This is a genomic window from Bordetella genomosp. 8, from assembly GCF_002119685.1.
GTDB lineage: Bacteria > Pseudomonadota > Gammaproteobacteria > Burkholderiales > Burkholderiaceae_B > Bordetella_C.
In genome coordinates this window covers 5,384,975-5,407,905 of record NZ_CP021108.1, presented here as the reverse complement: position 1 = coordinate 5,407,905, position 22,931 = coordinate 5,384,975, and the positions used below count along the sequence as shown (strand labels likewise).

Genomic DNA, 22,931 nt, shown 5'->3' with positions numbered 1-22,931 from the left:
TGTTGCGCGTGGTGGTCAGATGAAAAACAGATCGTTCGCGTAGCTCAGCGGCGCTTCCGTGGCCGCCTCCAGCGCCTCGCGCGTCAGGCCTTCGGCCATCGCCCGCACCACGAAGCCGCGTTGGGGATCGACGTCGATCACCGCCATATCGGTGTAGACCACGTCGACCACACCCTTGCCGGTAAGCGGAAAGCTGCACGAACGCAGCAGCTTCGGCCGGCCGTCGCGCGTCGTGTGCTCCATCACCACGATGACCTTGCGCGCGCCGGCCACCAGGTCCATGGCGCCGCCGATGCCAGGGACGGCGTCGGCGTCATCGGTGGCCCAGCTGGCGATATCGCCTTCGGGCGACACCTGGAAGGCGCCCAGGATGGTGGCGTCCAGGTGGCCGCCGCGCATCATGGCGAACGAAAGCGACTGGTCGCAGATCGATGCGCCGGGGATCAGTTGCAGGCGTGCCTTGCTGGCATTGATCAGGTCCTCGTCGCCGGGATCCCCCTCGGTCACGTCCTCGATGCCGAGGATGCCGTTTTCGCTGTGCAGGATGATTTCCTTGGCGGGATCCAGGTATTTGGCGACCAGCGTCGGCATGCCCAAGCCGATGTTCACGTAGCTGCCCGGCGGGATATCGGCGGCGACCTGCTGCGCGACGCGGTCGCGGCTGAGCTTGTTCACGGTATGGCTCATTTGCTGTCCTTGCGCACGATGCGCCCGACGAAGATGCCCGGCGTGACGATGGTTTCGGGATGGATCAGGCCCAGCGGCAGGATGTCGTCCACCTGCGCGATCGCGGTTTCGGCGGCCATGCACATCACCGGTCCGAAGCCGCGCCCCGCCAGGCGGTAGGTCAGGTTGCCCCAGCGATCGGCGTGATACGCCTTGACCAGCGCGAAGTCGGCGCGCAACGGTTCTTCCTGCACATACCCCTTGCCTTGGTAGATGCACTGCGGCTTGCCTTCGGCGATCGGCGTGCCATAGCCCGTCGGCGTGAAGAAGGGGCCCAGGCCGGCGCCCGCGGCGCGCATGCGCTCCAGCAGCGTGCCCTGAGGCACCAGCTCCAGTTCGATCTTCTTTTCCCGGTACAGGGCGGTGAAGACGTCGGCGCCCGACGACTTCGGGTAGGTGCAGATCATCTTGCGCACGCGTCCGGCGGCCAGCAGCGCGGCCAGGCCGGTGGTGCCGGTGCCGGCGTTATTGCTGATGATGGTCAGGTCCCTGGCGCCGTGGTCGATCAGCGCGTGCAGCAGTTCGCGCGGCAGGCCGGAATCGCCGAAGCCGGTCACCATGACGGACGCGCCGTCGACGATGCACGACACCGCGTCGAGCAAGGTGGGGAATATCTTGTTGATCATGTTGGTCTCGTGCAGGAAGGCTTCACAGCGCCGCCGCGCTGCCCAGGATGGCGGTGGACTGGCTCGACAGCGTGGCGCCGTTCCCGTGCACCAGCGCCACGTCGCAGCGCTGCTGGCGCTCGCCCGCCTGGCCGCGCAGCTGCCGCACCGCCTCGATCACCAGGAAGACGCCATACATGCCCGGATGGCCGAACGACAGCCCGCCGCCGTTGGTATTGACGGGCAGCCGTCCGCCCGGCGCGATGCCGCCGTCGGCGACGAAGCGCCCGCCTTCGCCCTTGGGGCAGAAGCCCAGGTCTTCCAGGAACAGGATGGTGTTGATGGTGAACGCGTCATACAGGCAGGCGACGTCGACGTCGCCGGGCGACATGCCGGCCATGCGCAACGCGCGCGGTCCCGACTCCGCCGCCGCCGTGACCGTCAGGTCCTCCATGCTGGAGATCTGCCGGTGCCACACCGCCGTGGCATTGCCCAGGACGTAGGCAGGCGGATGGGGAAGGTCGCGGGCACGGTCGGCGCGCACCAGCACGAAGGCGCCGGCGCCGTCGGTCAGCAGGCAGCAATCGCGCACCGTCAGCGGGTCGCAGACCATGCGGGCGTCCAGCACGTCCTGGATGGACAGCGGGTCGCGCGAATACGCCTCGGGATTCAGCCGCGCCCAGGCGCGCGCCGCCACCGCCACTTCCGCCAACTGTTCGCGCGTGGTGCCGTATTGCGCCATGTGGCGCGCGGCGGCCAGCGCGTAGGCGCTGATCGGCTGCATGGGCTCATAGGGTGTTTCGTAGGGCTGCGGATCCAGCACCTGGCGCATCTTGCCGACGGCGGCGCGGTTGACGTTGCCGGTGCGCTGCGTGCTGCCGTAGCAGACCAACACCGCGTTGCACACGCCCGCGGCCAGCGCCTGGATGGCGGGCAGCAGATGGGCCACGAAGCTGCTGCCGCCCAGCATGGTGCTGTCGATAAACGCGGGGCGGATGCCCAGGTATTCCGCGACCGGCATGGCCCACATGGTGGCCGACGCGCTGCAGGTGCACAGGCCGTCGATGTCCGACATGCGCAAACCCGCGTCGGCGACGGCGCGGGCGGCCGCCTGCGCCAGGATTTCCATTTCGGTGTAGCCGGCGGCCGAGCCCATGCCGGCCTGGCCCACGCCCACCACGGCGGCGGCGCCGCGCAATGCGTTCGCGCTCATCGTGTCTGCTCCAAGAGCGTGAATACCACCAGGTTCTGCTCGCCTTCGCGACGCAACTGGGCGCGCACGCGGTCGCCGATGCGCGGCGCGGACGCGTCGACGTCTTCGATGCGGCTCATCATGCGCACGCCTTCGTCCAGGTCCACCAGGCACAGGTTGCGGTCGCCGCCGGCCTGCGCGGGGCGGCGCATGACGGTGGTGGAGTACACCGTGCCGTCGCCGGAAGGCGCGACCCAGTCGAAGTCCTGGCCATCGCAGCCAGGGCAGGCGATGCGGGGATAGAACACCGCCTTGCCGCAGCCGCGGCAGCGCTGGATGCGCCAGTCGCCGTCCTGCAGGAAGCGGAAGTAGGTCTGTTCGGGTCCGAGCGGGCCCGTGGGCGCGCTGCTGTCGCGCCCCTTCGTGTCGTTGGCCATGCGAATTCCTAGGCTTGAAGAATCAGATGGGGTCCCAGCTCACCACGTCGGGGGAACGCTCCAGCGCGAAGAAGCTGGACCGCATGGCGGGGATGGCGATGTCGGCGATGCTTTGCGGGGTCCAGCCTTCGCTCATGTGCACCGACCGGATCGGGCGCGGCTGGCTGAACAACAGGATTTCATTGGCGCGCACCCCGAAGATCTGCCCCGTCACGTCGGCGGCGGCGTCGCTGGCCAGGAACACCGCCATGGGCGCGATCTTGCCGGCTTCCATCTTCTTCAGCTTTTCGACGCGGGCGGCTTCTTCGGGCGTATTGGCCGGGATGGAGTCGGTCATGCGGCTCCATGCGAAAGGCGCGATGCAGTTGGAGCGCACGCCGTACTTCCGCATGTCCAGCGCGATCGACTTGGACAGCGCGACGATGCCCAGCTTGGCGGCCGAATAGTTGGCCTGGCCGAAGTTGCCGACCAGTCCGGACGTGGAAGTCATGTGCACGTAGGCGCCGCCGTTCTGCGCGCGGAAATGCGGCGCGGCGGCCCGGCTGACGAAGAACGTGCCGTGCAGATGGACGTCGACGACCGAACGCCACTCGTCTTCTTCCATGTTGTGGAAGAAGCGGTCGCGAAGGTTGCCGGCGTTGTTGATGACCGCGTCGATGCGGCCATAGGTGTCCAGGGCGCAGGCGACGATGCGTTGCGCGCTGTTCCAGTCCGATACGCTGTCGCCGCAGGCGACGGCGGAACCGCCGGCCGCGCGGAGTTCGGCGGCCAGGCCTTCCGCGACCCCGGTATCGCCGCCCTGGCCGGACAGCGATACGCCTACGTCGTTCACCACCACGCACGCGCCGGCCTGTGCCAGCGCATGCGCGATCCCGCGCCCAATACCGCCACCGGCGCCCGTCAGCACCACTACCTTGTCTTTCATGTCACCCGTCCACCATGGAGCGGCACGGCGGGTATCGCAGTGTCTCGCTCCTATATATGTATAGACATAATATTAAGTACTGGACATATTGGGTGTCAATAGGGAGTGAAGCCGGGGGCTGGCGGGTGCGCTAAGACCAGGCTCCGGGGCGCGGGACTTCACACGGGCCACTGACCGGCACGCTGGTGAAGTCCGCCGGGCCGACCACTTCCAGATACTCCATGTCGGGCGAGTAGTCGAACAGGAAATGCCGGATCCCGGGCCGCTGGTGCACGCAGTCGCCGGCGCTGACCAGGGTTTCCTGGTCTTCGTACATGAAGCGCGCCCAGCCCTTCAGCATGTAGACGATATGGAAGTCCGCGCCATGGATATGCCATCCGGTGCCGGCCTCGGGTGCTTCGTTGGCCCTGACCAGTTGCGCGATCACCTTGCCGCCCGTGGCCTCGGCAATGCCCAGGTCCCGGTATACGAAGAAATCGCGCAGGCCGCCCGAGCGGAACTCCGTATCCGCCGGCCGCACGTGCGAAAAAAATGTAGGAAAATCCCCGCCTGCCTTTTGGTTTTCCATTGCCTGTCTCCAGTAGGAAGAAAAGACCCGAGCGATCATGCTCCAGGCCACTGTAGGAGCGGGCAAGGGCAGCGGCAATACCGTAAAACTACGTGGCGCGGATGTGATGGCCCCGCTGGCGGCGTGGGCCCATCCCTGTTCTGGAGATCGAACGATGAGCCCGTCCGACATAGACTACAAGGAAGTCCTGATGCGCGCGCCGGTGGGCATGTGCGTGTCGCGCAACCGGGTCATCCAGTTCGCCAACACCGCGCTGGAAAACATGTTCGGCTACGACGCCGGCGCGCTGGACGGCGTCTCCTTCGAGTTGCTCTATCCGTCCGTCGCGGAGTTCACCCGCACCGGCCGCCGCCTTCTGGGTTTGCTGGGCGACACCGATGCCTACTCCGACGAACGCATCATGAAGCGCCGGCAGGGCGAACTGTTCTGGTGCCACACCGCCGGCCGTTCCCTGATATCGCGGCAGCCTCATGCCGCGGTCATCTGGGTCTTCGAGGACCTGAGCGCGAAACGCCCCGTGGCGTCCGGGCTGACCGCGCGCGAGCGGGAAATCGCCGCGCTCATCGCCGAGGGCAAGACCAGCAAGGTCATCGCCCGCCAGCTCAATCTGAGCCCGCGCACCGTCGAAATGTACCGGGCCAGGCTCATGACCAAGTTTGCCGCCAAGACCTCGGCCGGGCTGGTCCACAAGCTGATGAGTTTTTCGGCGGCGTAGCCCTTGCACTGATCCGCCGCGCTCCCGTCAGCCCGGGTCCCCCGGGTCAACTCACCGAAGGCGAGCCGACCTGCGTCGCGGATAGCGACGTATTCAGCGTGTAGACCGCCGTCAAGGAGGACTCCGCGAGCACGGCGTCCTTCATGGCCGTGAGCACGTCGGCGGCCTTGAAGCCGTCCGGCAGGTCCAGGCTGGGCACCGACAGGGCATACAGCGTGAAGCGATAGCGGTGCGGCCGGCTGTCGTTCCACGGGGGCGCGGGCCCGCCGTAGCATAGTCCGGCGCCGTCCTCCACGCCCGGCATGCCGGTGTAATCGTTGTGCCCCGGCCGGCCCGCTGGCGCGGGCATCGACGTCGATGCCCCTTCGCCAGGCAGCGGCGCGTACGCGCCTTCGTCGATGTCGCGCACGTTCGCCGGCAAGTCCGCCACCACCCAGTGATAGAACAGCGCGCGTTCGCTGTCGTCGTCGAAAGTCACGCCCGGCTTGTTGATGCCCGCCTTGTCGGTGGGGGCGTCCAGGTCCGCGCAAAGCAGGACGAAGGACGCCGTACCGTCCGGTACTTCATTCCAGGCCAGATGCGGGTTCAGGTTCTCCGCCGGTACCAGCGTGGTGGGACCGGCGTTGCGGCGCAGGGCATACCGGTCCGGCATGGCCTCTCCATCCATGAATGAAAGACTGTTCAGTTTCACTGTTCCGCCGCTGAGATGGTCGTGGGATACGCCCACTGCGTGGGTGGCCGCCATCGATGGGCGGCACCGTCGCGCCAAGCGCAATCGTCGTTCCTGTCGTCGGTCCTGTCGTAGTGCCTGTCGCCGGTGCTGAAAGAAAGCTCATCCGTGGCAAAAACTTCCGGGGGCCAGGCAGCGCTCAGCGCCCCGGCTTGGTGCCATACGTCGAGGGGGCGGCATTCCAGGCGGGTGGCGAATGCGTTCGCCTGCGGCCCAGGCTGGGCGGGCTCTGGTGGCTCAGCCGGGCTGCCGCGATTTCCTGGCGGGTCAGCGGGGATTGGTCGTTGTCCAGGCGCTCGACGACCTGCAGGCCATCTGGTTGCCGGACGACCGCCTCCAGCATGGCGGCCATGTCGAACGCGGCGCGGTGCGTCGACGAGCCCGAGGCCGCCTGCCGGTGAACCGATGCGCCCGCGCCCTTGCCGCCGCTGGCGGAGGACATGTCTTTCGGGGCGTAGCAAGGGGAATGGACGTTACAAGATTGGATACTCGGCATCGTTTCTCCATTGAGCCTAAGGACGAGAGGGCCTGAAAAGGGCCAAAAAAAAGCGTGGCCAGACCAGCCAGTCCGACCACGCGTCCTCTGTGGTCGCGCCCCGTCGAGAATTCCATCGTGCAACGTGGTACAAGCATAGCCGCCAGCGCGGTATGCCCGCCGCGCTGCCTTTGCCGGGAATCCCCCATGAAGAAAACCGATCTCGAAAAAAACAAAGCCTTGAAACTGATGGGCAAGTTGAACGCCGCCGTGCCTCCTGGACGATATGGCGGCGCCACGCCGGCCGTCGACCGGCGCGAGCAGCGCAAGCTGGACCAGGCGGCCGGGTTGGTGCCTTTCCCGGTCAAGCTCAAGCAGCCGTTGATCGATGCGCTGCGCGCCCGGGCGCAGGCGGATGGCGTGGGCACCAACGACATCATCAACACGCTGCTGGAAGACGCACTGAAAGACTGACGCCTCGACAGGCGCGTCAGCCGCCCAGCTGGAAGCGTTCGAAGGAATGCAGGGCGTCTTCGATCCCCGGCTTAATGCCGGCACGCTTCTTCGCCAGCCAGGTCCATTGCTTGACGACGAGCTTGCGCGCCTGCCTGTCCGTTTTCAGGTCGATCGCGGCGACGATCTCGTCACCTACCAGGACCGGCAATGCGAAATACCCCAGCACGCGCCTGGCCGGCGGCACATAGGCTTCGAAGCGATGCGTATAGCCGAAGAACAGCTGCAGGCGCTTGCGCTGGATGACCAGCGGATCGAAGGGCGATAGCAGATGCACCAGCGGTCGGCCATCGCCGGCCGGCGGCACATCGAGTGTGCTGGGGGCCGCCCAATGCTGGACCGTGTGTCCGTCGATGTGTACCGGCACCAGCCCCTTGCGCCGCACCCGCGCGGCGATGCGTTCGCCGACCAGGGCTTTCATCGACAGGTTGCCGTAGCAGATCGAATCCAGGCTGGCCATGCCCTGTGCGCGGACGGCGCGGTCCAGCAGATAGTCGGCGAACTGCGCCGGCGTTGCCGCGCGCGGGCGCCGCGCCCAGGCGAAATGGCGTTGCGCCAGTTCATAGGTCTTGAGCATGCCGACGCGCCGGCTTATGGTGAGGTCCCCCGTCAGGAAACCCAGTCGCAGCGCGCGCTTCGATGGCTTGCGACTGCCCCAGGGATGGGTCTTTTCCACGAGTTCTTCGTCGATATCGCGGATCGACAGCGCGCCTTCCTTGCGGATGCGCTTGATCAGCGCCGCGTAGTCTTCCGCGGCTACCGTGGTGAAGACGTCGGGCGCCGCAGTGCGGTAGCGGGTCATGGCCGGCATGAAGTAGCGGTAGTCCGCCGTCGGCACATAGGATAGCGCGTGGGTCCAGTATTCGAACACCGTCTTGTCCACCGACTGCGCGCGCTCCAGGTCCGTGCGCTCGTACGCGGGAATGCGGGTGTGCAGGATGTGATGATGGCTGCGTTCGATCACGTTGATGGTGTCGATCTGCACGTAGCCCAGGTGTTCGACGGCCATGCGCGTGGCTTGCGGCCCGGCGCCGAAGGGCGCCGGGCGGTCCAGGCATTGCGCGCGCAGCCAGATCGCCCGCGCTTGCGCGGGCGGCACGGCGTAGGAAGATTTGCTCAAGATCGCTCCGGTCTTGCCGTACCAGCTGGACGGCGGTCAGGCCGCCCAGGCTGCGGCGCTACTTGGCCGGCGCGGCGCTGGCGACGAGCTGGTTGAAGTCCTTGTCCAGCCGTCCCAACGCGTCGTCGATATGTGTGCGCCGCTGCTTGATCCAGTCGGCCTGGGCGGACAGTTTCGCGCGGGCTTCCTTCAGCATGCGTTCCATTTCCGCCGGCTGCGGTCCGCCCGACGTCGCGCGGTTCCTGACGATGGCCACGGGGTCCAGCGACGCACGGAACTCGGCTTCCGTCATGGGCAGTTCCTGTGGATACTTGCTGCCCTTCACCACTTCGGCGTAGATGCGTTTGGCGTCCGCGTACTGGAAATCCAGCGGCTTGATGTTGTTCTGGCGGGCGTACTCCACGACTTCGGACGCGAAATGATGCCCTTCGCGGAAGGGGAGCTTGTACTTGCGCATCAGCAGATCGGCCAGCTCCTGCGATGCCGTCCAGTCGCTGTTCAATTCTTCCAGCGCGCGGTCCGGGCTGATCACCAGCGCCTTCAGCACGCGATCCCATTTCTTCAGCGCCTTGATGGCGCTGTCGACCATGGCGGAATTCTGTTCGACGTCCTTGGGGTCGGGCATGCCCGGGGTGATGTTGTGGGTCTGGATGATGGGCCCCATCGCCAGCGTGATGGCCGTCGATGCATCGCTGCGCGTGGAGTTCAGCAGGCCGGGATTGCGCTTCTGCGGCATCGCGCTGGACACATAGGTATTGCCGCCACCTTCCTGCAGCAGGATCCAGGGACGCGATTCCGCGTACTGGGTCATGATGTCTTCGATGAAGTTGCCCGTATGCAATGCAATGCTGGTGACGATGGAGGAAACTTCGACGGGCTCGTCCATCGAGGAAATCTGCGACGCGTCATAGGCGTTGTCGACCAGTTGGCTGAAGCCCAGGTAGTCGGCCATGCGCTTGCGGTCCAGCGGCCAGCTGGTGCCGTTCAGCACCGTGGTGCCCATGGGCGAACGGTCCACGCGGGCGTAGGTCTCGCGGATGCGCTGGGCGTCGCGATCCAGCGCCGCTGCGTGGCCCAGCAGATAGTGTCCGTAGCTGTTGGGCTGGGCCGCCACGCCGTTGGTGTAGTTCGGCACGATGGTGTCGACGTGCTTGGCCGCCAGGTTCACCAGTGTGGTCGACGTGGCGTTCAGCTGGTCGGCGAGCTCCAGCAGCTTGTCGCGCAGGATGGCCGCGCGATACGTCGCGTGCATGTCCTGGCTGGAACGCCCCGCATGCAACAGCGTGACGTCCAGGCCCCCGGCCTTGATCAGCAGCGGTTCGAAGGTAATGACCGTGGACGGACGCTTGCCGCCGGGTTGATCGCCGTCCTGGATGACCTTGGCGACAGCCGCGGCCAGGCGCGGCGCCATGGATTTGTCGAGCAGGCCTTCGTCGGTGTTGATGACCGCGGTGGCCTTGTTGATTTCCCCCAGCCAGAAGAATTCATCGCGGCCATGTGCCTTGGCGGTGGGCTTGGCGGCAGGCGCCGCTGGCGGGGCGGCGCTGGCCGGCGCGGGCGCGGCGGCGCTGTCCGGTGCCGGCGTCGGCGCGGGTTGCGCGGTGGCGACGGCGGCGCAGCAGGCGAGCGCGACGGCGAGGCAGGTGGGAGCGTAGCGTCGTGCGGCGTGTTGTCTCATGATGGCCTCTTCTTTTGGTTGGGCCTCAATTCTATCCAAGCCGACCTGTCAGCGGGCTGGCGTCGCGCGGCCGATGGGGACCGAGAGTATGGCCTCCAGCGTCAAGCCGATCTCCAGTAGGCGGCGGTCGCCATGCGGGGGACCGTCGATCTCGATGCCGACAGCCTGGCCCTGTGGCGTGTAGCCGGCCGGCATGGCCAGGCCCGGCAGGCCTGCATTGCTGGCCGGTAGCGTATTGCGCAGATAGGCGTAGTTGGCCGATATCGGCTCGCCGTTCAGCGCGACGATGCCCGCCATGGCTGCCAGCCGGCCGGCGACGGCGATCGTCGTCGGCAGGATGATGCCATCGAGCTTGTGGCTGCAGAATTGTTCCAGGAACAAGCGGCGCAAGGCGGGCCGGTGCGTATGGACGGCCGCTTCGTATAGTTCGGACGGCACGCGGTGCGGTGAAGACGGCGCGAGGAAATTCTCGATCAGCGCGCGTACATCGTTGCCCGCGGCGCCGCGCGCCAGGTCCTCCATGGACAGGCCCGTGCCGTGGGTGCGCAGGTAGCGCTCCATCGCGGGCCAGAACTCGGCGTAGCCGATCGCCGTGCTGGTGCTGTCGTTCAGCTGTCCCAGCTCCGGCATGTGCAGTTCGATCAGTCGCACGCCGCTGTCTTCCAGGCGTCGCAGCGCGTCTTGCGTCAGCGCCTGCACCTGCGCATCCAGCCCGTCGAAGAACAGGCGCGGCACCACGCCCAGGCGTATGCACTCGGGCCGGGCCGCCATGGCCGGGCGTTGCGTGCCGGTGATGACCTGGTCCAGCAGGGCCACGTCGGCGACGGTCCTGGCCATCGGCCCCGGCGTATCGCGGGTGGGGCTGACCGGGGCGACGCCGTCGCCCGGGTAGCGGCCCACGGTGGGCCGCAGGCCCACGATGCCGTTCAATGCCGCCGGAATGCGGATCGAGCCCGCGGTATCGGTGCCGATCGCGCCGTAAGCAAGGCCCAGTGCCACCGCCACCGCGCTGCCGCCGCTGGAGCCGCCGGCCAGCCGCGCCGGATCGCGCGCGTTGCGTACGTCGCCGAAGTAGGCATTGTGGCAAGTCACCCCGAGCGATAGCTCGTGCATGTTCGTCTTGCCGACGAAAAAGGCACCCGCGTCTCGCAGGCGCCCGATGACGGTGGCGTCGCGCACGGGACGGAATCGCGCCAGCGCCGGCGTGCCGGCGGTGCAGGAAAAGCCGGTCACATGCACATTGTCCTTGACCGCGATGGGGACGCCCTGCAACGATACCGGCCCCGGCATGTGGATACCACCGGCGTATTCCGGCGCCTGGTCGGCCGTGTCTTCAAACGCGGTCGAAATGAAGGCGCCGAACTGGCCGTACCGGGCATGCCGGGCCAGGGTGGCGTCGATCACCTCATGGCTGTGTATGGCCCCGCGTCGCAACGCGGCGATTGCCTGGGTGAGCGTGAAATCGGCAATGTCGGTGGGCAGCGCCGCTGTGCGGAAGGGCAGTAGCACGGTATTTCTCCTTCATTGCTGGCGTCGGCGAAGCACAAGATAGAGCGCGAAGTTCGCCAAGCCGAAGCCCAGCATGACCAGTCCGAATGCGCCCGGTCGATGCGCGGTCAGGGGGCCTATCGTCTGCGCCGCGAGCGCCGCGCAGGAAAGCTGCAGAAAGCCCGCCAGCCCCGAGGCGCTGGCGGAGTTCCCCGGTGCCGCGCCGATTGCCGCGGCGGTGCCCAGGGGCAGCAGAAAGCCGTTGGCGAAGGTCAGCAGGGATACCCCCGCCAACAACAGGCTTGTGGAAGCGGGCAGCAGCGACATGCCTATGCCCAATGCGAGCCCGGCGCAAAGAAACAGCTGGCAGCCATGGCGGTACAAGGCCTGGCCGCCGACACGGGGCGCCAGCGCGCGCGCCACGCCGTTGCCGGCCACGTAGGCGACCGAGAGGCTGACGTAGGTGTAGCCCAGCGCGCCGGGCGCGAGCCCCTGCCCGAGCAACAGAAAGGCCGACTCCGACAGGTAGGCGAAATAAGCGGCCTGGGATACCGCGATGATCGCGGCGTTGAGGCGGAAGTCCCGCGAGCGCAGCACCGCGCCATAGGCGCTCCAGGCCTGGCGCGCGCAGGCATCGCGCGGGGCGGTCGCCACCAGGCTTTCCGGCAGCTTCGCGTACACGAGCAAGCCCAGCAGCGCGCCGAATGCGGCGGTGAACAGGAAGCAGGCCTGCCAGCCCAGTGCCGCGTAGAGCTGTTGTCCCAGCACGGGTGCGAGGGCGGGTGACATGCCGACGACAATGGAGATGCCCAGGAAAAAATCCCGGAGGCTTTCGCCGCGATGGAAGTCCGCCGCGACGGCGCGGCCCACGACGATCGCGCCGCAGGCGCCGACGGCCTGCAGGGCGCGCCATGCAAGCACGAGGTCGTAGCAATCGGTGTAGGGGATGGCCAGCGACGCGGCGGAATAGGTGGCCAGCGACGTCAGCAGGGGAATGCGGCGCCCGTATGCATCCGACAAGGGGCCATGGATCAGGTGGCTGGCGGCCAGCGCGTACAGGAACATGCTGAACATGGCCTGGATGTCCGTGGCGTCGCGCTCGTAGACGCGCGCCAGCGCCGGGACGGCGGGCAGAAAAATGTCCGTGGCGACGAAGCCGCACACGGACGTCAACGCGATCAGCAGGGGCAGGTGGCGCGGAGCGGGGCCTGGGATGTCCCGCGCGCCCCTGCTACGCCACGGCATGGGTTCTCCCTTGCAGCGAGCGCTGGATGGCGGCTTCGATCAAGGCGGCGATATAGCCGGCGACGGGCTGCCGGTACAGCGAGTAGTGGTCGGCGGGCACGTCCTGCACGTGCAGCCACTTCAACAACGCTGGCCATCCCTGCAGGCTGTCGCGCGCATTGCTCGTACCGCGTATGAACAGCGTGGGGCCTTCGAAAATGTCGCGCGGCGCATGCGTGCCGGCCGCATGGTTGTTGGCGATCCATATCGCCAGCCCCTGTTCCACGTCGCGCTGCGTGGCGTCGACGGGCAGGTGCCCACCGCGGATGCCCATCTCCAACAGCATCCGGTTGCGCTCGTCGACGGGCATCGCGCCCAGCTCGTTGCGGGAGGGCGCCTGTGCGCCGCCGTCCATCAGCTTGCGCGCATAGCTGGCGATGAAATCCAGCGTGTCTTCGCCCGTTGGCCGGCTGATGTAGGTGTCCAGCAACACCAGCAGCGCGGGCTCGACGCCTTGGGATTGCAGGTGTACCGCCATCTCGTAGGCGACGTTGCCGCCGAAGCTGTAGCCGCACAGGATGGGCGGACTGTCCGGATCTTGCGCCAGGATCTGGTCGGCATAGCGCCGTGCCATGCGACGCAGGTCGGTCTCGTACGAGCCGTCCGCGTGCGGCTCGCAGGCGATGCCATAGGACGCCACGCCTTGCGCCGATTCCGCGATGTCGCGATAGCACCAGATCCCGCCGCCCGCCGGGTGGACGAACCATGCCTTGGGGGCATGCGCCGGACCGATCAGCCTGGCGAAACCAGTCGGCAGAAGGCGCGCGGCGCGGTCGCGGGCGGTGGTTTCCACCAGGCGCGTCAAGGCGGCGAGCGTCGGTTGGGCGAACAGGGTGCTGGCGGACAGCTGCAGGCCGAAGTCCTGGTTCAGGGCGGCCACCAGTTGCATGGCCAGCAGCGAATGCCCGCCCGCGTGGAAGAAATGGCTGTCGTCGCCGGTGCTGTGCGGGAGCACCCTGGACCAGGCGGCCCGTACGCGCGCGGCGACGTCGCGGCCGCCGCGGGCGGGCGCCGCACCGGCAGGGGATGGTCGGGCTGCGGGTTCGGAAGGGGCTTCAGGCGGTGCTTTGGCCGGCGCTTCAGGCGGCGTCTCGGTTGGCGCTTCGTTGCGCGGTCCGCCTGCCGCGCTGCGCGCGCTCAACAAACGCAGGGCGGCACGGTCACGTTTGCCATTGGGCAGCAGGGGCAGATGGTCCAATGGCGTGTAGATGACCGGCTGCATATAGGTCGGCAGCGCGGCGGCCATGGCGATACGGACGTCGTCCTCGTTCCAATCGGCCATGCAGGCGTCGACGAATACCTCGATCTGCTCGGCAGCGTTGACGACGGCCACGGTGCCACGCACCGCCGGCGCGCAGCGCGCCACCGCGTGTTCGATTTCTTCCAGCTCGATGCGGAGTCCTCGCAGCTTGACCTGATTGTCGGCGCGTCCCAGGAAGATATAGTCGCCGTGGCGGTCCAGCGCGACCATGTCGCCGGTTCGATAGCTACGCACGCCGGCGGACGAGGTGCCAAAACGGTCCGCCGTCAGGGCGGTCTGCGCGTGATAGCCGAGGGCGACGCCGGGGCCTTCGATCGTCAGTTCGCCGGCGCCGTCCGGTGCTTCCCCCCGGATATGGAACAGCGTGCCCGGCAGCGGGCGTCCCAGCGGAACCGGGTCGCGCGTGTCGCCGTCCGTCGGCCGGCATATGTGGAAGGCACACTGCACCGTGGCTTCCGTGGGCCCGTACAGGTTGACGACGGGGACGGGAAGACAAGCCTGGACCTGCGTGACCAGGCGGCGCGGCAGGGGTTCGCCGCCGCAGAACAGCAGGCGCAGGTGGGACAGGTCGCGCAGCGTATCGGGTTCGGCCAGGGCCTGCAGCATGGCGGGCACGAGCTGCAGCAGGGTGACGCGGTGTTCGCGCGCTGCCTGCGCGATGGCGGCTGGCGTGTTGTCGGCGATGACCATGGTGGCGCCCACCATCAGCGGCGCCAGGTATTCCCAGACTGAAGCGTCGAAGGCCGTGGATGTTTTCTGCAGGAAGACATCGTGCTGACTGCAAGCGAACTCCCGCACGAACCATTGCATCTGGTAGGCGAGGGCGGCGCGTGGCACGACGACGCCCTTGGGGCGGCCTGTCGATCCCGAGGTGTAGAGCAGATAGGCGGCATCCGCGTCAGCCGCCACCGGGGACGCAGCGCCGCCCGGCGTGGCGACGCCCGGCGTATCGACACCCGGCGTATCGACGCCCGGCCCGTCCACGTGGCACGAAGCCTTGTCCGCACCGCGCCCGTCCGCCGCCAGATGTTCGATCAGCAAGGCGTTGTCCGGGCTGAGGTGGCGGTTCGCCGCGTCGCAGATGACGTAGCGGGCGCCGCTGTCCGCGATGCACAGCGCAAGCCGGTCCCTGGGATAGGCCGGGTCCAGCGGCAGGTAGGCCGCCCCGGCCTTCAGGATACCCAGCATCGCCGCGACCCATTCGACCGAGCGTTCCAGGGCAATGCCGATGACGACGCCGCGCCCCGCGCCCAGCGCGCGCAGGCGGTACGCCACGCGATCCGCGGCGGACCGAAGATCGGCGTAGGTGCAGTCTCGTCCGCCGTGGCGGATCGCGAGCTGCGCGGGCATGGCCCGGGACACCAGGTCGAAATGATCGACAGGGAAAGGCGTGCGCATGTGCTTTCCCCTAGCCGTTGACGACGCGCGGCCGGTCGTCGGAGAAGTACTGGGCGTGTTGCGCCAGCGAGCGGACGTTGACCGTCTTCATCAACCAGCGGTTGCGCAGCGCCTCGGGATCGAGGACCAGCCCCACGTCCTTGCTGTGCAGGCAATCGTTGTTGGCGGCACCCACCAGGTCGCCCGGCAGGATCTGCACCCGTTTCTTCAGCTTGTGCAGCGCGGAGATCAGCATTTCCACGGCACGGCTGGCGCGCTGAGTCAGGCCGCGCGTGCGGTTTTCGAAGAAGCGCAGGTCGGTCGCCGTCGCGCCGCCCAGCACCGGATGCACGTCCGCCTCGCCCAAGCGGACCTTGCTGTTATGCAGGGTCAGGTCGTCATAGGGGGTGTGGAATTCGTGCTGGCGCAGGTCCGCGCAGAGATCCGCGCCCAGGAAGGGCAGCAGGTCCTTGTTGCGGACATAGCAGGTGTAGATCTGATTGCGCGGCGACGCGCGCAGGCCCAGGATGTTGACCCAGTCCGGGCGGACGAAATGATTCGCCAGGTCCTTGTGGAAATAGATGGGCTTCATGGCCTTCTGGGATTGGCTCTGCGCCAGGCTCTTCTGCGGATGGATGTCCTGGAAGATGTCGCCGTCGTTGACGTTGGCGTAGCCGATCGGTTCCTGCCCCATCAGCTTGGCGTACAGCAGCAGGAAGGCCTCGGCGACGTGGGTGCCCTTGCGTTCGCGCTTGTCGTGCACCGGGTTGTCGAAGTCCAGATAGGGCAACTCGGCATCGATGGGGCAGTTGCGCAGGACGACATAGGGGTTTTCGTAGCTGTCGGCGTGCCTGCGCATTTCGCAGCAATCATGGAACGCCGTGGGCACCTGGCCGTTGCGGATGACGGCGTCCACCCTCTCTTCGAAAGCGCCATAGTCGGCGTAGGGATTGACGTCGATGTCCGTCAGGATGCGCTGTAGCGCCGTCGCGTCCTGGGGGGTGAAGCAAAAGTCGACGGTTAATTCCATCATGGGAAACCTCGTGCGGCAGAAGACCGGATGGGTATATCCGGTTGGCGGGCGCAGACTATGGGAGCGCCGGAGGATTCACATGCGGCTTATGGAAATATCGGACTGGCCTGACTACATCGTGCCTTGCAGGGCCAGCCTTTGCAGGCGCTCCATGTCGAAGGTTTCCACCCGTTTGGCGACTTCGTCATAGAAGGCCTGGTATTGCGGGTAGACGGCGCGCGTTTCGTATATCCAATTTTCGATTTCGGATAGCTCGCCATCCTGCGCCAGTCGCGACAAGGCCAGGCGCAGGGCCAGCGGGGGGGCCGCCAGCGGCGGCCCTTGAAGGTCGTCTGCGTGGGCCTGCCCCAGGGGCCGTGTGCCGACGGCCGAAGCGTCCACCAGCTCGACCAGGATGGTCAGGTGGAAGCGGCTGCCGCGTTCGGGCGCGCTCTCCACGCGGACGTTGCCACCCATGGCGCGCGCGATCCGTTCGACGATGAAAAGACCCAGGCCCAGGCCGGATTCACGGCGATGCAGTTGCCGGAATGCCAGGAAGATCTCGCGCTGATCCTCCACCGAGATGTGCGGGCCGTCGTTGAAGACGGCGATATGCAATTCCGCCTGTGCGGCATCCTGCTCCTGCACCCGCGCTTCGAATCTCACCGTGCCGTCCGTGGTGAATTTGGCCGCGTTGCCGAGCAGGTTCAACACGGTCTGCCGCAAGCGCTTGCCATCCACCCGTACGACCGCGGGCAAGGTCGGCGCGGGCAGATATTCGAAGCTGTTGCGCTGATCGGTGCACAGCGCGATGCCGAAGCGGGCCAGTTCGTCGAGCAGCAGCGGCAGTTCGACTTCTTCCGGATGGACGGCGAACGGTTCGAGTTCCAGCATGCTGTAGGTGAGCAGCTCTTCGATCAAGCCGAACTGGTGGCCGACGCTGCGTTCGATGACATCCAGGTACTCGTGCTGGGTGGGCGCGGCGGCCTGCCGCAACAGGCGGACGTAGCCGCTGATGATGGCCAGCGGCGCGCGCAGGTCGTGTCCGACATAGCCCAGGATCATGGCCTGGTGCGTGGCGACGGACGCCTGCGCCGCGACCGCGGGCGCCGCCGCGGGCAGGGAAGCTGGCGGCGTGGGTGCATTTTCGGGATCCTGCGGCGGCAGCGCCGCCGACGGCACGGGCGGCACAGGCGGTGGCACGCGCCGGGACCTGGCTGGGGAGGCCGCCGGCCACGCGGGCCGCGACAGTGCGAACTGGGTCGCCGCCCAAAGCGTCAGAACCGTCAGGTTGCCGATGACGGCGAGCAGGGCCAGCGGCGGGGAGCCGGAATCCAGCAGCATTGCGTTGGGGATCAGCGGGGAAGGCAGGAAGGGGTCCATGGTCCTGACGCCGGCGTCCACGATGATGAAGATCGCGGACAAGCCCAGCAGGGCAGCGACGGTGCGGGCCCGGCGTGCGGCCGGCGCGGTGGGCGCGGCGGGAGCACGCCGGGCCAGCATCGCGGCCGATGCCAGCATGCAGGCGGCCAGGACGGCGGTGAGGCCCTGGTACAGCCAGAGCGAGATGGGAACCGGAAGCGCGAAAGGCACCGGCAGCAGCATGGCCGCCAGCAGGCAGGTACATAGGCACGCGATGGCCGCGGGATACACCCGCGTGCCAGGGATGGCCAACGGATCGCTGTTGGCGGCGCGCCGGACGAACATGGCGCACAAGGCCAGGTAAAGGATGTCCAGCGTCAGTTCCAGCCGATAGCCCCATGTGGCGTCCAGCGGCCACAGCAGCCGCTGCAGATAATCGCGGCCGGCGGCTTCGCGCACGACCGCGCCGGCGCCGATCGCCGCCAGCCACAGGAGGGGCGCACGCCGAGTCACGATGGCGGCCAATATCATGCATGCGACCAGCGCGCCGCCTGCCCCGACCAATATGCTGTCAGAACTTGTCGTCACGCTGTCCGCCGTCTGGAACAGGCGGCGCGTATACAGCACGGGATTGAGGGTATAGGGCGTGTAGCTTTTGATTTTTATCCACACACGAACGGACTCGTCGCGGTTCAGGTGCAGGCGCAGCGTGGGAAAGCGCGTCAAGTCCTGCTGCTGCAGGATGGGAACCTGGGTGCCCGCACGGGTGTGCCACTGTTCGCCGTTCGCCTCGACGAAGAAATCGACATGTTCGAGGTTGCTCGGGCCCGCCACCAGCGTGAGCCGGTTGGCGTGGTCCCTGGTGTTGGCGATGACCAGTTGCAGCCACCACGCCGACTCGGGATCCGTGGCGGTCCGGCTTCTTATTTCCGCCGGCTGGAAAATATCGGGATTCCGGGCGGCCAATAGGCGTATCTGTTCGAAATCGAGTCGGCCGTCTCGATCGGCGTAGGCGGTAATAAAAGGCTTCAACGAAACCGCGAATTCGGTTTCATCCGGCAGAAAAAAGGTCTTGGAGACGGCGGCGGTTGCCGGCGTCCATGTCCCAAGCAGGAGCGCCAGCAACAGAATCGATTCGAGTACATGGGTTCTCAGCGCCTGCATCTCTGGTTGTAGGTCGTGGGAAGACTCGGTACGAAATGCAGGCGGTGTCGCGTCCATTCGGGCTAGGCTACCAGGACGACACGACCTTCAGCCAATACTGCAATAAAAGCCTGGAGGGCGCCAGCGGATGTTGAACCGGAACAGGCCTGTCAGATGCGATGTGCTTCGCATAGAACCGCAAGAAATTGATATGTGGTCCTCTGCCGGTGCGCCGTTCTGGCGGTGTCACGATTCGTATCGTCCGGCGTCGAGCAGCCATGCAAATATCGGACTGGGTACGCATCTTGCCGATGGCCGGGGTTTTGCCAGCCAGCCTGTTCCGCGGGCTGCATCCTACGGAGATATCCATGCCCGCTTCTCCCCCCAAGCCCGCGCGCGCGTGCGCCGATCCCGACAACGGTTTGAACCGCCCGGCGCGCCGGAGCTTCCTGGCCGGCGTTGGCGCCGCCGGGCTGTCGGCGAGCGCGGCGGCCCACCTGGTCGCGGATGCCGCGTCCAAGGGGACGCCCGCCGCCGCCACTTCCACCGATCAACCGGCTGCCATGGCGCCGGAAGGAACGATACCCATGCGTATTTCAGTGAATGGCCAAACCCACGATTTGAACCTGGATCCGCGCACCACCCTGCTGGATGCGTTGCGCGAGCACCTGCATCTGACAGGAACCAAGAAAGGCTGCGACCATGGCCAGTGCGGGGCATGCACGGTCCACGTCAACGGGCGCCGCGTGAATTCCTGTCTGAGCTTCGCTGCCACCCATGAAGGCGACGCGATCACCACCATCGAAGGCCTGGGGCAGCCAGGTCAGCTGCATCCGATGCAGGCGGCCTTTGTCGAGCATGACGGCTACCAGTGCGGCTATTGCACGTCGGGCCAGATCATGTCGGCCGTCGCGCTGCTGCGCGAGCCCTGGGGCCCCGCCGACGCCGATGTGCGCGAAGCCATGAGCGGCAACATCTGTCGCTGCGGCGCCTATCCCAACATCGTCGCGGCCGTCCAGGACGTCCGCCGCAAGGCCTAGGAGGACAGCATGGAAATGTTCCAGTTGACGCGCGCCAGCGACGTCCAGGACGCGGTGCGGGCGGGGGCTGCCGCGCGCACCGCGCAACAAGGCGCGGATGTCCGATTCCTGGCCGGCGGCACCACGCTTATCGACCTGATGAAGCTGGACGTGGAGCGGCCGGCCCGCGTCATCGACATCAGCCGCCTGGCCCTGGACCGGATAGAACCGCAGGATGGCGGCGGTGTGCGTATAGGCGCCATGGTGCGCAATGCCGACCTGGCCAATGACGCCACCATCAAGCGCGATTACGCCGTGCTGTCGCAGGCATTGCTGTCCGGCGCGTCGGCGCAGCTGCGCAATATGGCGACCACCGGGGGCAACCTGCTGCAACGTACTCGCTGCGTGTACTTCCGCGATACCGCCGCGGCATGCAACAAGCGCGAGCCGGGCAGCGGCTGTTCGGCGATAGGCGGATACAACCGCAACCTGGCCGTGCTGGGCACCAGCGAGCAGTGCATCGCCAGCAATCCGTCGGACATGAACGTCGCCCTGGTGGCGCTGGAAGCGACCGTGCACATCCAGGGCGTGCAGGGCACTCGCGCCGTGCCCATCGGCGATTTCTACACCCTGCCGGGCGATACGCCCGACCGCGAGACCGTGCTGCAGCCCGGCGACCTGATCACGCACGTGACGCTGCCGGCCCCCGCACAGGGCAACCGTTCGGTCTACCTGAAGCTGCGCGACCGCGCATCCTACGAGTTCGCGCTGGCTTCCGCGGCGGTGGTGGCGACGGTCAGCCAGGGCAGGATCTCGCATGTCCGCGTGGCGCTGGGCGGCGTCGGGACGCGCCCATGGCGATCTCCGGAGGCCGAAGCGGCGTTGCAGGGCCAGGCGCCTGGCGAGCAGGTGTTCAAGGCCGCCGCGGACGCGGCCTTGAAGGATGCGCGGCCGCAATCCGAGAACGCCTTCAAGATCGAGCTGGCGCGGCGTTGCCTGGTTCACACCCTGAAACAGGCCACGCAGGCCGCGTAGAACAGGAGTCACAGTCATGAGCACAGTCGAAGCAAGCCCCGCCACGCGCGCCGCCGACGTCATCGGTCGCGCCACGCCGCGCGTGGATGGGCCGCTGAAGGTCAGCGGCACGGCGATGTACACCTCCGATTTCAATTTCCCTGGCATGCTTTACGCCGTGCCGGTATGCAGCACCATCGCCAACGGGCGCATCGAGTCCTTGGATATCGCGGCGGCGCAGGCCATGCCGGGCGTGCGCCTGATCCTGCATCGCGCAAATGCCGGCAAGCTTTACCGCGTGCAGGGCGCCAAGGTGGACGAGGGGCGGCCGCCTTTCCACGACGACGAGATCCGCTACTACGGCCAGTATGTCGCGGCGGTCATCGCCGACACCTTCGAACAGGCCACGGCGGCCGCGGCGGCCGTCAAGGTCGGCTACAAGCAGGACAAGCCGGTCGTCGCCACGCAATTGTCGGCGGATACCAAGGTCAAGGTGGGCAGCGAGCGCGGCCAGGCGCCCGCGGCGTACGACAGCGCGGCCGTCAAGGTCGACCATACGTACGTGACGCCGGTGGAAACGCACAACCCCATCGAACTGCACGCGACCGTGGCGTTGTGGGATGGCGAAAAATACACGCTGTACGAGACCTCGCAGGCCGTGGACAACCACAAGGCGGTCATGGTGCAGGCGCTGGGTACCACGCCGGAAAAGGTGCGCGTGATCTCGCAATTCCTGGGTTCCGGCTTCGGCGGCAAGCTGTGGCCCTGGCCGCATTGCATGGTCGCCGCGGTGGCGGCGCGCCAGCTGGGCCGCCCCATCAAGCTGGTGGTGACGCGCCAGATGATGTTCCAGAACGTCGGCCATCGTCCGATCACCCAGCAGCGCATACGGCTGGGCGCCACGCAGGATGGCAAGCTGCAATCCCTGCAGCAGGATTTCCTGAACCAGACTTCGATACTGGACGACTACGAGGAAGACTGCGCCGAGGCCACGCCGCACATGTACAGCACGCCGAACCTGCGCGTGACCTCGGCCCTTAGCCGGCGCAACATGGGCACGCCCACGGCCATGCGCGGCCCGGGCGCCGTGCCCGGCCTGTTCGCCCTGGAGTCGGCCATGGACGAACTGGCGGTGGCGCTGAACATGGACCCCGTGCAACTGCGGCTGAAGAACGAACCGGACCACGACGAAGGCAACGGCCTGCCGTTCTCTTCGCGCCACCTGACCGAATGCATACAGCGCGGCGCTGAAAAATTCGGGTGGGCCCGCCGCACGCCCGCAGTGGGCTCCATGCAGCGCGACGGCAAGATACTGGGCTGGGGCATGGCGTGCTGCTCATGGCTGGGCGCCCGCCAGCCCACGCACGCCCGGGTCGAGCTGCGCGCCGACGGATCCGCGCATGTGGCCTGCGGCACGCAGGATATCGGCACCGGAACCTACACCATCATGGCGCAGCTGGTCGGCGCCGAGACCGGCATCGCGCTCGAGCGCATCGACGTGGCGCTGGGCGATACGGCATTGCCGCCCGGGCCGGTCTCGGGCGGTTCCACCGTGACGTCATCGGTGATTCCTGCGGTGTTCAAGGCCACCCGCGAGGCGGTGAAGTCGGTGCTGAAGACCGCCTGCGACGGCGAGAAGGCCGCTTTCCCCGGCCGCAAGCCCGACGACCTGGCCTTCACGCGCGGCTACGTGCATCTGAAGGACCAGCCGCCGGAAAGCGGCAAGCCTTTCGCCGAGATCGTCACGGGCGCCGACCTGCGCGCGATCGCGGGCGAGGGCAGCGAGACCGAGGGCAACTTCGGCGACGATCCCTTGAAGCGCAAGTACTCCATCAATTCCTATGGCGTGCATTTCGTCGAGGTCGAGTGGCAGCCGGAGATCGCGCGCCTGCGGGTCAGCCGTGTCGTCACGGTGATCGACGCCGGCCGCATCCTGAATCCGCGTCCGGCGCGCAACCAGATCGAAGGCGCGGTGGTGATGGGCGTGGGCATGGCGCTGTTCGAGCATACGACCTACGACGAGCGCAGCGGCAAGCCGGCCAATAGCAACCTGGCCGACTACATCGTGGCGTCGAACGCGGATACCCCGGAGATCGATGTGACCTTCCTGGATTATCCCGATCCCGTGCTGAACGAGCTGGGCGCGCGCGGCGTGGGCGAGATCGGGCTGGCGGGGACGGCGGCGGCGATCACCAACGCCATCTACCATGCGACCGGCGTTCGGGTGCGTGAGCTGCCCGCCATGATCGAGGACCTGATGCAGGCATGACGGGCGGGCCGCCCGCCT

20 protein-coding genes are annotated in these 22,931 nt (G+C 67.1%); 5 read left to right on the top strand and 15 right to left on the bottom strand.

Annotated elements, in window-relative coordinates:
- Nucleotides 1-15: 15 nt before the first annotated feature.
- The 6 genes from CAL12_RS24430 to CAL12_RS24405 form a co-directional block, all read right to left on the bottom strand.
- Nucleotides 16-687, bottom strand: a complete 672-nt coding sequence (locus tag CAL12_RS24430; protein WP_086066973.1) for a 3-oxoacid CoA-transferase subunit B — start codon at nucleotides 685-687, stop codon at nucleotides 16-18.
- Entirely contained in the window at nucleotides 684-1,352 is a 669-nt protein-coding gene (locus tag CAL12_RS24425; RefSeq protein ID WP_086066972.1) for a 3-oxoacid CoA-transferase subunit A, read from the bottom strand. Before CAL12_RS24425 ends, CAL12_RS24430 begins: the two co-directional genes overlap by 4 nt.
- A 22-nt stretch (nucleotides 1,353-1,374) precedes the next feature.
- The gene (locus CAL12_RS24420) at nucleotides 1,375-2,544 is read right to left on the bottom strand and encodes an acetyl-CoA acetyltransferase (RefSeq protein WP_086066971.1); all 1,170 of its coding nucleotides are present in this window, start codon (nucleotides 2,542-2,544) and stop codon (nucleotides 1,375-1,377) included.
- Nucleotides 2,541-2,960, bottom strand: a complete 420-nt coding sequence (locus CAL12_RS24415; RefSeq protein ID WP_086066970.1) for a Zn-ribbon domain-containing OB-fold protein — start codon at nucleotides 2,958-2,960, stop codon at nucleotides 2,541-2,543. The genes CAL12_RS24420 and CAL12_RS24415 overlap by 4 nt, the downstream gene beginning before the upstream one ends.
- Nucleotides 2,961-2,982: 22 nt before the next feature.
- Nucleotides 2,983-3,885 (bottom strand): SDR family NAD(P)-dependent oxidoreductase, encoded by a 903-nt coding sequence (locus CAL12_RS24410; protein ID WP_086066969.1) that lies wholly within the window; start codon nucleotides 3,883-3,885, stop codon nucleotides 2,983-2,985.
- Between the two features lie 130 nt (nucleotides 3,886-4,015).
- Nucleotides 4,016-4,453, bottom strand: coding sequence for a cupin domain-containing protein (locus CAL12_RS24405; RefSeq protein ID WP_086066968.1), 438 nt, complete (start codon nucleotides 4,451-4,453; stop codon nucleotides 4,016-4,018).
- Between the two features lie 154 nt (nucleotides 4,454-4,607).
- Here CAL12_RS24405 and CAL12_RS24400 point away from each other — a divergent pair, with 154 nt between their 5' ends.
- Entirely contained in the window at nucleotides 4,608-5,168 is a 561-nt protein-coding gene (locus CAL12_RS24400; RefSeq protein WP_086066967.1) for a LuxR C-terminal-related transcriptional regulator, read from the top strand.
- Nucleotides 5,169-5,214: 46 nt separating this feature from the next.
- On the opposite strand, the gene CAL12_RS24395 is transcribed toward CAL12_RS24400, so the two are convergent.
- Nucleotides 5,215-5,820 carry a YbhB/YbcL family Raf kinase inhibitor-like protein gene (locus CAL12_RS24395; protein ID WP_157793116.1) on the bottom strand — a complete coding sequence of 202 codons (606 nt, stop codon included), beginning with the start codon at nucleotides 5,818-5,820 and terminating at the stop codon, nucleotides 5,215-5,217.
- Between the two features lie 217 nt (nucleotides 5,821-6,037).
- Nucleotides 6,038-6,340: a hypothetical protein gene (locus tag CAL12_RS24390; RefSeq protein WP_086066965.1), complete on the bottom strand. Its 303-nt coding sequence runs from the start codon at nucleotides 6,338-6,340 to the stop codon at nucleotides 6,038-6,040.
- Nucleotides 6,341-6,580: 240 nt separating this feature from the next.
- On the opposite strand from CAL12_RS24390, the gene CAL12_RS24385 reads away from it, so the two are divergent.
- Nucleotides 6,581-6,847, top strand: a complete 267-nt coding sequence (locus CAL12_RS24385; RefSeq protein WP_086066964.1) for a hypothetical protein — start codon at nucleotides 6,581-6,583, stop codon at nucleotides 6,845-6,847.
- A gap of 16 nt (nucleotides 6,848-6,863) precedes the next feature.
- On the opposite strand, the gene CAL12_RS24380 is transcribed toward CAL12_RS24385, so the two are convergent.
- From CAL12_RS24380 to CAL12_RS24350, 7 genes are all read right to left on the bottom strand, one after another.
- Entirely contained in the window at nucleotides 6,864-8,006 is a 1,143-nt protein-coding gene (locus tag CAL12_RS24380; RefSeq protein WP_198298320.1) for a winged helix-turn-helix domain-containing protein, read from the bottom strand.
- 58 nt (nucleotides 8,007-8,064) lie between these two features.
- Nucleotides 8,065-9,684: an argininosuccinate lyase gene (locus tag CAL12_RS24375; protein WP_086066963.1), complete on the bottom strand. Its 1,620-nt coding sequence runs from the start codon at nucleotides 9,682-9,684 to the stop codon at nucleotides 8,065-8,067.
- Nucleotides 9,685-9,732: 48 nt separating this feature from the next.
- A complete protein-coding gene (locus tag CAL12_RS24370; protein WP_086066962.1) occupies nucleotides 9,733-11,193 on the bottom strand; it encodes an amidase family protein in 1,461 nt (486 codons plus the stop codon).
- Nucleotides 11,194-11,205: 12 nt separating this feature from the next.
- Nucleotides 11,206-12,417: an MFS transporter gene (locus tag CAL12_RS24365; protein ID WP_086066961.1), complete on the bottom strand. Its 1,212-nt coding sequence runs from the start codon at nucleotides 12,415-12,417 to the stop codon at nucleotides 11,206-11,208.
- On the bottom strand, nucleotides 12,404-15,115 hold the full coding sequence (locus CAL12_RS24360) for an amino acid adenylation domain-containing protein (RefSeq protein ID WP_086066960.1): 2,712 nt from the start codon (nucleotides 15,113-15,115) through the stop codon (nucleotides 12,404-12,406). Before CAL12_RS24360 ends, CAL12_RS24365 begins: the two co-directional genes overlap by 14 nt.
- 10 nt (nucleotides 15,116-15,125) lie before the next feature.
- A complete protein-coding gene (locus tag CAL12_RS24355) occupies nucleotides 15,126-16,127 on the bottom strand; it encodes a hypothetical protein (RefSeq protein WP_086066959.1) in 1,002 nt (333 codons plus the stop codon).
- Between the two features lie 111 nt (nucleotides 16,128-16,238).
- Nucleotides 16,239-18,632 carry an ATP-binding protein gene (locus CAL12_RS24350; protein WP_198298319.1) on the bottom strand — a complete coding sequence of 798 codons (2,394 nt, stop codon included), beginning with the start codon at nucleotides 18,630-18,632 and terminating at the stop codon, nucleotides 16,239-16,241.
- A 542-nt stretch (nucleotides 18,633-19,174) separates the two neighbouring features.
- Between CAL12_RS24350 and CAL12_RS24345 the strand changes: the two genes are divergently transcribed.
- Genes CAL12_RS24345 through CAL12_RS24335 form a run of 3 tightly spaced genes read left to right on the top strand, consistent with a single transcriptional unit; the run spans nucleotide 19,175 to nucleotide 22,913 of the window.
- Entirely contained in the window at nucleotides 19,175-19,651 is a 477-nt protein-coding gene (locus tag CAL12_RS24345; protein ID WP_086068091.1) for a (2Fe-2S)-binding protein, read from the top strand.
- Nucleotides 19,652-19,660: 9 nt separating this feature from the next.
- Nucleotides 19,661-20,665, top strand: a complete 1,005-nt coding sequence (locus CAL12_RS24340; RefSeq protein WP_086066957.1) for an FAD binding domain-containing protein — start codon at nucleotides 19,661-19,663, stop codon at nucleotides 20,663-20,665.
- 16 nt (nucleotides 20,666-20,681) lie between these two features.
- A complete protein-coding gene (locus tag CAL12_RS24335) occupies nucleotides 20,682-22,913 on the top strand; it encodes a xanthine dehydrogenase family protein molybdopterin-binding subunit (RefSeq protein WP_086066956.1) in 2,232 nt (743 codons plus the stop codon).
- Nucleotides 22,914-22,931 lie beyond the last annotated feature (18 nt).